General features: G+C 64.2%; 12 protein-coding genes. 2 read left to right on the top strand and 10 right to left on the bottom strand.

What is annotated here, in order from left to right; all coding sequences use genetic code 11:
• Window positions 1–91 precede the first annotated feature (91 nt).
• Window positions 92–247, bottom strand: a complete 156-nt coding sequence (locus J6497_RS04430; RefSeq protein WP_225703007.1) for a DUF3096 domain-containing protein — start codon at window positions 245–247, stop codon at window positions 92–94.
• Window positions 248–595: 348 nt separating this feature from the next.
• Between J6497_RS04430 and J6497_RS04425 the strand changes: the two genes are divergently transcribed.
• Complete coding sequence (locus J6497_RS04425) at window positions 596–955, top strand: DUF1236 domain-containing protein (protein WP_225703006.1); 360 nt, start codon at window positions 596–598, stop codon at window positions 953–955.
• A 124-nt stretch (window positions 956–1,079) separates the two neighbouring features.
• Here the strand turns inward: J6497_RS04425 and J6497_RS04420 are convergent, their stop codons facing one another.
• From J6497_RS04420 to J6497_RS04390, 7 genes are all read right to left on the bottom strand, one after another.
• Window positions 1,080–2,168: a hypothetical protein gene (locus tag J6497_RS04420; protein WP_225703005.1), complete on the bottom strand. Its 1,089-nt coding sequence runs from the start codon at window positions 2,166–2,168 to the stop codon at window positions 1,080–1,082.
• Window positions 2,169–2,414: 246 nt separating this feature from the next.
• Window positions 2,415–4,523, bottom strand: coding sequence for a glycine--tRNA ligase subunit beta (glyS, locus tag J6497_RS04415; RefSeq protein WP_225703004.1), 2,109 nt, complete (start codon window positions 4,521–4,523; stop codon window positions 2,415–2,417).
• Window positions 4,523–5,458, bottom strand: coding sequence for a glycine--tRNA ligase subunit alpha (locus J6497_RS04410; protein ID WP_225703003.1), 936 nt, complete (start codon window positions 5,456–5,458; stop codon window positions 4,523–4,525). Before J6497_RS04410 ends, glyS begins: the two co-directional genes overlap by 1 nt.
• Window positions 5,459–5,661: 203 nt before the next feature.
• On the bottom strand, window positions 5,662–5,853 hold the full coding sequence (locus J6497_RS04405) for a hypothetical protein (protein WP_225703223.1): 192 nt from the start codon (window positions 5,851–5,853) through the stop codon (window positions 5,662–5,664).
• A 110-nt stretch (window positions 5,854–5,963) separates the two neighbouring features.
• On the bottom strand, window positions 5,964–6,875 hold the full coding sequence (locus J6497_RS04400) for a S49 family peptidase (protein WP_225703002.1): 912 nt from the start codon (window positions 6,873–6,875) through the stop codon (window positions 5,964–5,966).
• Window positions 6,876–7,116: 241 nt separating this feature from the next.
• Window positions 7,117–7,872 carry a tRNA1(Val) (adenine(37)-N6)-methyltransferase gene (locus J6497_RS04395; protein ID WP_225703001.1) on the bottom strand — a complete coding sequence of 252 codons (756 nt, stop codon included), beginning with the start codon at window positions 7,870–7,872 and terminating at the stop codon, window positions 7,117–7,119.
• Window positions 7,865–8,092, bottom strand: a complete 228-nt coding sequence (locus tag J6497_RS04390; protein WP_225703000.1) for a putative signal transducing protein — start codon at window positions 8,090–8,092, stop codon at window positions 7,865–7,867. The genes J6497_RS04395 and J6497_RS04390 overlap by 8 nt, the downstream gene beginning before the upstream one ends.
• 167 nt (window positions 8,093–8,259) lie before the next feature.
• Between J6497_RS04390 and J6497_RS04385 the strand changes: the two genes are divergently transcribed.
• The gene (locus J6497_RS04385) at window positions 8,260–9,270 is read left to right on the top strand and encodes a polyprenyl synthetase family protein (RefSeq protein ID WP_225702999.1); all 1,011 of its coding nucleotides are present in this window, start codon (window positions 8,260–8,262) and stop codon (window positions 9,268–9,270) included.
• Window positions 9,271–9,361: 91 nt separating this feature from the next.
• On the opposite strand, the gene J6497_RS04380 is transcribed toward J6497_RS04385, so the two are convergent.
• Together J6497_RS04380 and J6497_RS04375 are read right to left on the bottom strand one after the other, a co-directional pair.
• Complete coding sequence (locus tag J6497_RS04380) at window positions 9,362–10,249, bottom strand: 4-(cytidine 5'-diphospho)-2-C-methyl-D-erythritol kinase (RefSeq protein ID WP_225702998.1); 888 nt, start codon at window positions 10,247–10,249, stop codon at window positions 9,362–9,364.
• Window positions 10,250–10,289: 40 nt separating this feature from the next.
• The gene (locus J6497_RS04375; protein WP_225702997.1) at window positions 10,290–12,074 is read right to left on the bottom strand and encodes a tetratricopeptide repeat protein; all 1,785 of its coding nucleotides are present in this window, start codon (window positions 12,072–12,074) and stop codon (window positions 10,290–10,292) included.
• Between the last annotated feature and the right edge of the window lie 211 nt (window positions 12,075–12,285).

The following is a 12,285-nucleotide window of genomic DNA, read 5'->3' as shown; positions in this document are numbered from 1 at the left end:
TTTCAACAATCCGGATAGAGGGGCAAGAAGAAGATGCGCGCCTTACACCACTTTGGTGTGTCGGGCGCAAGCTGCGAACGGGCTTTCGATCCTACAAATGAAACCAGCGTAAAAGCCCCATGCCGATCAGGCCCACGAAGATCAGGTAGATCGCGACGATGAAGTTCAGCAACCGCGGCATGATCAGGATCAGAATGCCTGCGATCAGGGCCACGATGGCAGGAATATGCGCAGCGGTGATGATCATTTGAAGAAGCTCCGGCGGATTTGTTCGGGAAATCGAATCGAGGTGGGCATTGTACCGGGATAGCGTTTTCGAGCGAAGTGGTACCGGTTTCGTATGAAGAGAACGCGTCAAACCGGCGGTCCCGCCCGACCCGCCAATACGACCCAAAATTAGAGACGCCCGGCCGTTCAATCGGTTCCGCCATTCACGAAAACTGCTCAAAATTGCCGCGGATACGGCCGCGCTTTTTGCGGAACATCGGCGCGAGCGATGCATTGGCCCCGCATTGTGCATCGGCAAAAAGCCGGCACTCGGTGGCATCTCGAAGGAGACCCGCCCTAAAGCAAAATCGTCGCGAAGGAGTGAGCCATGCGAAACCGATTACTTGCCGCTACAGCGATGGCATGCGCGATCAGTGCACCGGTCGCGGCGCAGGCGCAAGGCACGACCACCGGCGTGGTCGGCGGTAACACTGTCGTAGTTGAAGAAGGGGGCGGGATCACGGCCGAGCAGCAGCCTGCGTTCCGCGAGTATATCGTGCGCGAACGCGTGCCGAATTACACGATTCCGGATCGCGTCGTGGTCGGCACTGTGCTGCCCGATACCGGCGTGACAGTCTACGACGTGCCGCAGCGCTTCGGCGGAACGCCCTATCGCTACACCGTCGTGAACGGCGAGACCGTGCTGGTCGAGCCACGCTCGCGTCGCATCGTTCAGGTGATCGACTAGTGGTCCACCAGCTTCGGACGTGAGCGAGTAGTCCGGGCGCCGCGCAAGCGGATGTGCGCGACCGCGACCGGACCCAAGAGCCCCGCCTGGCCCTCCCCTCCAGGCGGGGCTTTGCTTTGTTGGATTACCCTCGCAGCATCGAGAGCAGCGTCGATGTCGACTTGTAGTTCTTGATCGCGGCATCCTGGAATTCAGGCGTCCAATTCGTCGCCAGGCGCTCTTCGGAGCTCATCGAGGAATAGGCTTTCAGGATGCCGAGGCTGAGCTGGCGCGGATCGCCGGTCGATTGGCTCTGCTTCAGTGCGTCGAGCACGGAGGCGCGTGTCCGCGCACTCAATTCCTGCTTGGCCGCATAGATCTCCTCGCCGGAGAAGCGATTGTCCTGGTTCAGCGTGATCGCCGACAGCGAGCGGTTGTCGAGCGAGGACAAGTCGGCCAATTGTCCGGTCTTGCGCCTGGGATCATAGACCAACTCCTTGCCGTTGCTCGCCGCCTCGCTCTTCTGGCGGTCGAGGAACCCGCGCACGTCGCTGGCGATATCGCCGAAGTCACGGCTCTTGTTCGGCGTAGGCGTGACCGTGCCGGCGAGCGCGGGCGCGACCGGATCGCCGGGAATCCCCTTTGGCGCGACCGTCGGGTCCTGCTGCGTTGCCTGATAGCCTTTGAGCACCGCGGCGCGCTGCGCCGCCCAGGTCGCCGTTGCCTTCTCTTCGGGACTTGCGCCATCGAGATAATCCAGCGCCGCCTTGTAGCTGACATTGTAGTCGCCGGTCAGGCGCGTGGTCGCCAGCGACGGCGCCAGCGCAGCATCGAAGCGCTGCTTCAACTCGCCCGCCGCCACCGCCTGTTCATCGGGGATGAACTTGCCGCCATTGTTGGTCGAGATCGCAAACAGCGAGCGACGATCCAACGTCGAGAGGTCGATCGTCGTCTTGCCATCGACCAGCGGTCCCTTCACGCCGGCTGCCGTATAGAGCCGGTCGAGGGTCGCGCGCGCGTCATTCGTGACTATCGTGAAATCGATCGGCGATGCCTTGGCGAGCTGCGCGCGGGCCGCTTCCGACAAGGTCAGGTTGGTCGCACTTCCTCCGAGCGGATCATTGTTCGCGGTGTCGTTGGATAGTGTCGATGCCAGCGACGGCGTCGCCGCGGCCCGCGCATAGGCCGAACCAACCTGGGCGTAAGGATTGAGCGCCGTGCCGATGGAGGTCATCGGGAAATTCCTGCATTTGCGCGTGGGGTGATGTCTTAAGAAACCGTTCACCCGGCGCGACCTTCGCAGGACGTGGTTAACAGGGGGTAAATGTTGCGGGATATTTCTGGCGGACACGCCGTCGCCCCCCGCCGTCATTCCGGAGCGCGCGAAGCGCGAGCCCGGAATCCATTTCACCGCGTACTCTGCCGCCCGATGGATTCCGGGCTCGTCCTTTCGGAAGGCCCGGAATGACCAGCATCAGGCTCAATCCTGGATCTTCGAGAAATCCGCTACCGCCCGCGTCGCCGCGCGAATTTCATTCAACACCTTCAGCCGGTTCTCGCGCACCTTCAGGTCGTCGTCATTGACCTTGACCTTGTCGAAGAACGCATCCACCGCCGGCCGCAGCTTCGCTAGCGCGCTCATCGCGCCGGCGAAGTCCTCGCGCGCCACCGCATTACTTGCCTCGCGCTTCACCTGATCGATCGCTTTCGCCAGCGCCTTCTCTTCATCCCGCCGATAAAGCGACGGGTCGGGCGCGCCGTCGAATGTGCGCTTGTCCCTCTTTTCCTCGATCGCAAGGATGTTGCCCGCGCGCTTGGTGCCCGCAAGCAGGTTCTTGCCATCGTCGGTGTCAAGGAATTTGCCAAGCGCCTCGACGCGACGAACGACGAGCAGAAGGTCATCCTGCCCACCGAGCGAGAACACGGCGTCGACAAGATCATGCCGCGCACCTTGATCGCGAAGCTGGACCTTCAGGCGGTCGGCGAAGAAGGCGAGAAGGTCCGACGGAAGGTCGTCGATAATTGCTTCCTTCGGACGCTTCTCAAGCAAGCTGCCAAGCGCCGAGTTTGTCACTTCCAGGACCGAGAGACGAAGCTCATTTTCGGCAATGAGCCTAATCGCCCCTAAGGCCGCGCGCCTCAGCGCATACGGGTCCTTGCTCCCCGTCGGCTTCTCGTCGATCGCCCAGAAGCCAACCAGCGTATCGATCTTGTCCGCCAGCGCGACCGCGACACTCACCGGGTCGGTCGGCACGCGGTCCGCAGGTCCTTGCGGCTTGTAGTGGTCCTCGCTCGCCGCCGCGACTGACGCATCCTCGCCTTGCGCAAGCGCGTAGTATTTCCCCATCAGGCCCTGCAGCTCCGGGAATTCGCCGACGACTTCCGTCAGCAAATCCGCCTTCGCCAGACGCGCCGCGCGTTTCGTCTTCTCGATGTCGGCGCCGACCAGTGGCGCGATCTCCGCGGCCAATCGCTCGATCCGCTTGATGCGCTCGCCCTGGGTACCCAGCTTCTCGTGGAACACGATGTGGTCGAACTTCGGCAGCCGGTCTTCGAGCCTGGTCTTCAGGTCCGTCTCGTAGAAGAACTTCGCATCACTCAGCCGCGCGCGGATCACGCGCTCGTTGCCGGCGACGATGGCCTTGCCGCCGTCGGTGGCCTCGATGTTGGCGGTGAGGATGAACTTGTTGGTCAGCTTGTCCGTGTTGGGATCGCTGACCACGAAGCATTTCTGGTTGTTGCGGATGGTGGCGCGGATCACCTCGTCCGGGATCGACAGGAATTCCTCATCGAACGAGCCCATCAGGGGCACCGGCCATTCGACGAGGCCGGCGACCTCATCCAGCAGCCCCTGGTCCTCGATCAGCTCAAAGTTCTGCGCCTGCGCCAGCGTCTTTGCATCGGCGAGGATCATGTCCTTGCGCGCCCGCGGATCGAGCACGACCTTGGCCGCCTGCAGCTTGGCCTCGTAGTCATGAAAATGGCGCACGGAGATCGCGTTAGGTGCCATGAAGCGGTGGCCGAACGTGGTCTGCCCCGCTTCGATGCCGTCGACCGAGAATTGCACGACGTCGGGCTCCTCGGTCTCCGGACCGAAGGTGGCGGTGATCGCGTGCAGCGGGCGCACCCAGGTCAGCGCGCCGGGCCTCGCCGAACGCGCGCCCCAGCGCATCGATTTCGGCCAGGGGAAGGTTCGGACGATCACAGGCAGGATCTCGGCGAGCACGTCGAGCGCGGGCCGGCCCGGCTTCTCGAGCAGCGCGATGTAGAAATCGCCCTTCTTGTCGCTCTGAATCTTGGCCTCGCTGATCGAGGATAGCCCGGTGGCTTTCAAAAATCCCTGGATCGCGGGCTCGGCCCCGCCGACGCGCGGGCCGCGGCGCTCTTCCTTCAGATCGGGCTGCCGCGCCGGAATGCCGTGCACAATAAGCGCCAGCCGCCGCGGCGTCGCGAACGCCCTGGCGCCCTCGTACACCAATCCCTCGGCGACGAGCTTGTCAGTCACCATGCGGCGCAGATCGTCCGCCGCCTTCGCCTGCATGCGCGCGGGGATTTCCTCGGAAAACAGTTCGAGCAGGAGATCAGGCATCACGCGGCCCTGCCGGCTTCGGTGTGCACCCAGGCTTCGCCGCAGGCCTTCGCCAAGTCGCGCACCCGCAGGATGTAGCTCTGCCGCTCCGTCACCGAGATCACGCCGCGCGCATCCAGGAGGTTGAACACGTGGCTTGCCTTGATGCACTGGTCATAGGCCGGCAGCGCCATCAGGTGCTCGCGCTGGTTGCTCCCCTCGCGCCAGCCGGCCGCGAGATACTTCTTGCAGGCTTCCTCCGCCATCCTGAACTGCTCGAACAGCATCGCGGTGTCGGCAATCTCGAAATTGTGCCGCGAATATTCCTGCTCGGCCTGCAGGAAGACGTCGCCATAGCCCACCTTCTCGGCGCCCTCGCGGCCGTTGAAGTTGAGGTCGTAGACGCGGTCGACGCCCTGCACATACATCGCCAGCCGCTCGAGCCCATAGGTGAGTTCGCCCGCCACCGGCGCGCATTCGACGCCCGCGACCTGCTGAAAGTAAGTGAACTGCGACACCTCCATGCCGTCGCACCAGCATTCCCAGCCCAGGCCCCACGCCCCGAGCGTCGGGCTCTCCCAGTCGTCCTCGACAAAGCGAATGTCGTGCAGCGCGGAGTCGACGCCGATCGCGGCGAGCGATTTCAGATAGAGCTCCTGGATGTCAGGCGGCGACGGCTTCAGGATCACCTGGAACTGGTAATAGTGCTGGAGACGGTTGGGGTTCTCGCCATAGCGGCCGTCCTTCGGCCGGCGCGAGGGCTGCACATAGGCCGCGTTCCAGCGCTTCGGCCCCAGCGCGCGCAGCGTCGTGGCGGGATGGAAGGTGCCGGCGCCGACTTCCATGTCATAGGGTTGCAGGATCACGCAGCCGTAATCCGCCCAGTAGCGCTGCAGCGTCAGGATCAGTCCCTGGAACGAACGTTCCGGGCGCATATGGGCAGGCAGGGAATCCATCGTCGGCATCGGTCTCGCGATGAGGGGTTTGAAAGCGCGCGGACCGTATCGGTGGGGAGACAGGGAATCAAGGCGAAGGAGGACCTTAGTCCCTCATGGTGAGGAGCGCGTCTTCGCGCGTCTCGAACCATGAGGCCCGGATCTCGCCCGGGGCCATCCTTCGAGACGCGGGCTCGCGCCCGCTCCTCAGGATGAGGGGGAGCCTAGCCCGGCCGGTAGGCGCCGGTGACGGGGTCGCGGCGAAGCGTCGGAATCTCGCTCCGGCTCATAGCCTCGGCCATGCGGGCGCGACGCGCCTCTTCCAGTTCCTCGTTGACCCGCAGCGCCGTGCGATAGGCCCAGCGGACCACGGCGAGCCCACCCAAAACACCCGCGAAAGCGATCAGCGGTGGCATCGGTCGATCCTTGTCGTTCACCTGTCGGGCCCCCAATGGGTACATTGTCGCCGAAGCCGGGGTGCGCCGCAATCAACCTTTTGGGACCAAATGGCGCGGAAAGAGTGATGTCAAAACCCGAATTTGGCCCAGATCGCCCGCGTCTCCAGCGCCGAGATCAGATCATCCGGCAGCCCTCCGAGCCCATCCAGCGCGCCCAGCGAACCTGCGCCGGGCGACCGCCTGCCCAGAAGTCCCGACAACAGCCCGCTTGCAGGGGCGATCACCGGCGTCAGCACCTTCTCGCCATAGCGGGCGCGGAGCGTCGAGCGGAGGTCGCCGATCCCATCGGCCAAGCCGAGCGTGACAGAGGTTTCGCCGGCCCAATATTCGCCGGTAAAGAGGAAGTCGTCGGCGCCTTTCAGCCGCGCTCCCCGGCTCTGCTTGACCAGCGCGATGAAGATCTCGTGGATCTCGCGCTGGATCGTCTTGAGCCTCGCCACCTCTTCGGGCTTCTCGGGCAGGAACGGATCGAGCATCGCCTTGTGCTCGCCCGCGGTATAGAGCCGCCGCTCGACGCCGATTTTGCGGATCAGTTCCTGGAAACCGAAGCTGCCGCCGACCACCCCGATCGAGCCGAGGATCGACGACGGGTCGCAGAAGATCTCATCACCCGCACAGGCGATCATGTAGCCGCCGGAGGCCGCAACATCCTCGACGAACACCAGGACCGGCAGCTTCTTTTCGGCGGCGAGCTGCCGGATCCGCAAATAGATCTGGCGCGACTGCACCGGCGAGCCGCCAGGCGAATTGATCACCAGCGCCACCGCTTTGGCATTGCGGATCGCGAATGCGCGTTCGAGCGTTTTCGCGATACCGGTGAGCGTCATGCCGGGCCGCAGCGGCGTCACCGCGCCGATCACGCCCGACAGTCGCACCACCGGCACCACGGCCATGCCGCGCCGCAGCCGCGCCGGGAGCCAGCCCTCGAGCCTCTCAAGGAGACCCGGCAGTCCGGGGCGATCAATTCTTTGTTCACTCATTCCCGTTACCTCGAATTAACCGTTTTTTATCCCGCCACTGTCATCCACTGGTGGTGGAACGCCGCTTGCCTCGCGGTGTTCTAGCTGCAATCGCGCAGCGGAGAGCAAGATGAAAATCTATCTGCTGATTTTGCTGATCGGTACCCTGCTCGCGGCGGTCCACTTCACCGCGACACCCGAACGGCAGTCGGATACGCTCCCGCAGCAGTAGAGACCACGTCCGCGGCCCAGCACAGCATCCTCACTCGGCGAGCAGCAATATCCCCTTCCCCATCAGGCTCTCCTGAACCTCTTTAATAGGCACGCCTTGCTCGTCATTGAGCACCAGCGCGGCATGAAGTCGCGTCGGCGCACGCCCGCCCTTGACCGCGCGAACGAGGATGCGGCCGGCCACCGCGGTCACATCGGCGTGAACAGGAAGGATCTCAAGGCTGCCGAATCCGCGATCGAGCGCGGCCAGCACCTCGGCAATGCCATCGGCACGCCAGATCAGCGTCAATCCTCCACCCGATTTCAGGATGCGCCGCGCGGCATGGGTCCAGCCCTGCAAGGTCGTCACTGAGGCCACATGCGCGACCTCGCGCGCCCGGTCCGGCGAAGCGCGGTGGCGCCTCAAATCATTAAACGGCGGATTCATCAGCACGACATCGACGCTGTCAGGCGGCAGGCGGGCGGCGGCAAACGCTTCCGCCGATGCTTCGACGTCGAGCACGATCACGTCGGCGGCAATCGCATTGGCGGCGGCGTTCGCGCGCGCCAGTGCCGCGAGCTGCGCGTCGATCTCGATCAGCATCAGGTCGATGCCGGCAACGCGTTTGGCCACTGCAAGGCCGGCGGCGCCGACGCCCGCGCCGAGGTCGGCCACGCAGTCGCCCCGACGCGCGCGCGTGGCGGCAGCGAGCAGCATGGCGTCATGTCCGGCGCGGTGGCCGGACTTGGGCTGTCGGAGCAGCAATCGTCCGCCGAGAAATGCGTCCTCGGTGATATCTTCACTCATCGGCGCGCAATTCATGCGCGTAACCCGCATCGGCGAGCAGCTCGCGCGCCGCGCGGTTGTCGTCCTCATGGACCAGGATGCGCCGCGGGAGGATACCGAGCGACCCCTCGATGATGCTCATGTTCTGGTCCAGCACCAGGTGGTGGATATTGGCGCCGTCGAGCAATGCGGTGATCGCGGACACCAGCACCATGTCGTTGGTTCGGATCAATTCCCGCAAGTGTTCGTTCTCCATGTTCAGCCCAGCGCAGACCATGCGACAGATGTCAACAGGTTCATACTCTTGCCGCCCCAGCGCGCAGTTTCTATTGTAGTCTTCAGGCGCAGTGATCGATTTGCCGGATCACGCCCTAGGATAGTGTGATTTCGGCAAATTTGGAGACCAGCGTGGCGGTTATTGTCCCCTTTGAAAACCCGTCAAACGCTTCGATAGACCCGCTGGTCGCCCTGGTTGCCACCGACATGGAACGCGTCAATGCGACCATTCTGGCGCGGACCGGCTCCGAGGTCACCATGATCCCGGAGGTCGCCAACCACCTGATCTCCTCCGGGGGAAAACGCCTGCGGCCGATGCTGACATTGGCGATGGCCCAGCTCTCCGGCTATTCCAGCGACGGTCACATCAAGCTGGCGGCGGCCGTCGAGTTCATGCATACCGCGACGCTGTTGCATGACGACGTGGTCGACGAAAGCGAGCTCCGGCGCGGCAAATTGTCGGCGCGGATGCTCTGGGGCAACGAAGCGAGTGTCCTGGTGGGCGATTTCCTGCTCGGCCAGGCCTTTCGCATGATGGTCGAGGTCGGCTCGCTGCGCGCGCTCGACATCCTCTCCTCCGCCGCTGCCACCATCGCCGAGGGCGAGGTGATGCAGCTTGCCGCCGCCAAGAACACCGCCACCACCGAGGATGAATATCTCGCCGTGATCCGCGGCAAGACCGCGGAATTGTTCGCCGCCGCCTGCGAGGTCGGCCCCGTCATCGCCAACCGGCCGAAGGCGGAGCAGACCGCGTGCCGCTCGGTCGGCATGAATCTCGGCATCGCCTTCCAGCTCGTCGACGACGTGCTCGACTATGGCGGCAAGTCCGCCAAGCTCGGCAAGAACGTCGGCGACGATTTCCGCGAAGGCAAGATCACGCTGCCGGTGGTGCTCGCCTTCCGCCGCGGCAATGACAGCGAACGCGAGTTCTGGGTCCGGGCGCTGGAGCACGGCGAAATCCGCGGCGGCGATCTCGACCACGCCATCGGCTTGATGACGAAGCACCGCACGCTCGAGGACACTTTGACCCGCGCCCAGCACTACGGCGCCATGGCCGTCGACGCGCTGGCGCTGTTTCCGGCCTCGCCGATGAAGACCGCCCTCGAACAGGTCGTGGCGTTCTGCCTGGCGCGGTCGCACTGAGTGACGCGCAGGATGGTAGAGCGCAGCGAAACCCATCATCGTGCCGCAAGTACCGATGGGTTTCGCTTCGCTCCACCCATCCTACAAGTTGTCAGCTCAATAGGCCCGAATGCACCCACCACAACGGGTGCTCGCCGCGAAGCTTCTCGGCCGCGCGCTGGGCGTCGGCGGTGTTCTCGTAGATCGCAAAGCATGTGGCGCCCGAACCGGACATTCGCGCGAGCCAGGCACCATTGGTGGCGTTGAGCGCCGCGATCACCTCGCCGATCACGGGCTGAATGCGTACCGCCGGCGCTTCCAGATCATTCGAGCTGGCGGCAAAGGCCTCGACCCACTCATCGAGCGAGCCGCCCTGCTCCGGCCAGGGCGGCGCCTGCAACACCACGTCGGTGGCGCCGACCAGGAGGTCGCCAGGACGCAAGCCAAGCTCCGCGAACACGTCCTTGGTGGCGACGGGAATCCGCGGGTTGACCAGCACGCAAGGCATCTTCGGCAAGTTCAACGGCATCAGCGTCTCGCCGACCCCTGTCATGTCGCAGGCGTACGAGGCGACGCAGACCGGCACGTCGGCGCCGGTTTGCAGCGCGACGTCGCGCAGGCGGTCGTCGTCGAGGGCGAGACCGTTGAGGCGCGCCAGCAGCCGCAACGCCGCTGCGGCATCCGCCGACCCGCCGCCGATCCCGGCGGCCACCGGCAACACTTTCTCCAGCGCAAAGCGGCCGGTCTTCAGATCGGGAACGCGCTCGCCGAGCAGCCGCGCGGCCTTCAGCACGAGATTATCAGCGGTCTCGCCGCAGGCCTCCGCCATCGGCCCCAAGGTCGTAAGCTCGAGCTCTTCGCCGGGCGTCAGCGTCAGGCGATCGGCGCAATCGGCGAATGCCACAACGCTTTCGAGGTCGTGATAGCCGTCGACGCGCCGCCCGACCACCCGCAGCGTCAGGTTGACCTTGGCACGCGCGTCTTCAACTAGCGCCGGCATCGGCTAACTACCCCCAGAAGCAACCACCAACCGATCAGCCTCATCCGCCGCCCTTGCCGTCTTCTTTCTTCTTCTCGACGGCAGCAGCGTTATTAGGGGTGTCCTCCGGCAGGCCGTTCTCGAGCTTGGCTTCGATCTTCGGCAGTTCTTCGGCCTCGGGCTTGAGGTCGCGCGCATGTGCCCACTGGAACTTGGCTTCCAGCGTCCGGCCGACCCGCCAATAGGCGTCGCCGAGATGGTCGTTGATGGTCGGATCTTCCGGCTTGAGGTCGATCGCCCGCTCGAGCTGCTTCACCGCCTCGTCGTAATTGCCGATGCGGTAATAGGCCCAGCCAAGGGAATCCACGATGTAGCCGTCGTCGGGGCGCTGCTCGACGGCACGCTTGATCATCTTCATGCCCTCGTCGAGATTGATGCCCTGATCGATCCAGGAATAGCCGAGATAGTTCAGCACGTGCGGCTGCTCGGGCTGCATCTCCAGCGCCTTGCGCATGTCGGCTTCGGCCTTGCTCCACTGCTTGGAGCGCTCCTCGCAGATGCCGCGATAGTAGTGGGTGACCCAGGCGTTCTTGTCACTCGCCGCCGGCATCGCGTCGATTGCCTGCGTATAGGTGCCAGCGCAATCGGCGAATTTCTTGCGGCCACGCTCGATATTGCCGAGCGCCATGATGGCCTCGATGTCCTTTGATTCGGCGGTAAGCTCCTTCAGGATCTTGATCGCCTCCTCGCTGCGGTCGGCGGCATCGAGATCGGTGGCAAGCTGGATCTGCGCGTTGCGCTTCAGCGGCGATGAGGCCGGCACGCGCTCATAGATCTTGATCGCCATCTGCGGCTTCTTGACGCTCTCATAGAGGTCCGCGAGCGAGAGCAGCGCCAACGGATGGCTGGGCTGCAGGTACAGCGCAAGCTGCAGATAGACCAGCGCCAGATCCTCGCCACCGCGGCGCGTCAGCGTCGCGCCGATGCCGTAGAGCGCTTCGGCCGCACCGGCCTGCGCTGAATCGACCAGCGGCGACAGTTTCTTGCCGGCCTTGGTCTGGCGGATGCCCTCCTGCACCAGCGGATGGCGCGGCAGCTTCTTGTCGAAGGCCTCATAGAGGGACGCGGCCGCAGCCGCATCCTTGTTGCGCGACGACCAGCGCGCATATTCGTCCACGATCCGCAGCATGGAATCGTCGAGCTTGTAGGCGCGCTCGAAGCGGGTGCCGGCGTCCTTCTCCTTGCCAGCGAGCTCCAGGATCATGCCGGCGTGGAGATCCTTGAACAGCGGATACCATTCCGGGCCGGTGAGCTTGTCGATGTTGGCGACTGCCGCCTTGGAGTCGCCGGCGCCGTAGCTTGCCCAGCTTGCCAGCAGCGTCGCAACCAGGTCGGTGATCGGTCCGCGGATCGACTGGTTGACGTTGATCTGAGCGGCCGTGTATTTCTTCAGCTTCAAATCGCGTACGCCGACGACAAGCCGCGCCACGCGGTTCGACTTGTCCTGCGCGAGGATGCGGTCAGCCAGCTTGACAGCCTCGTCGATATCGCCTTCCGCCAGCGAGGAGATGAAGGCGCGGTCGAGCAGCTCGTTGTTCTTGGGATCTGTGCGGAGCGCTGAGCGGTAAAATGCTGCAGCGGACGCGGCATCGCGCTCGACGCTGGCGTGGCGGGCGGCGAGATAGCTGCCGGACGTAGTCAGCGATTTCAGGTCGTTCTTGGTCGGAAACTGCGCCGTGTTGTCTGAAGGATGATCCGGCGTCTGCGCATGGAGTACGCCAGGTGCGGCGAGCATGGCCAGGCTGAGAGCAGCAATCGTCCAGCGGTTAAAGCGTGTAGAAAGCATCACGGTTCGCCTTGCTCCAAGGGATTACGGCAGGATTTACGGCGGCGATCTCTTCGGATCAGTGTCGAATGCGAACCCAAGCGGCGGCATCCCGGCCAGCGACAATGCCGCTTTTGGCCTTCAACCGCAAGGATACGGGTGGCGAATCAATCAGCAGATTAGCCCTCAAAGCCACCGATTTGACCAGCAACACCGGAAACGCCTCCAGTGT

The organism is Bradyrhizobium cenepequi (genome assembly GCF_020329485.1).
Taxonomy (GTDB): Bacteria; Pseudomonadota; Alphaproteobacteria; order Rhizobiales; family Xanthobacteraceae; genus Bradyrhizobium; species Bradyrhizobium cenepequi.
Note: the sequence above shows the minus strand (reverse complement) of the source record. Positions and strands in the feature narration are given on the sequence as shown.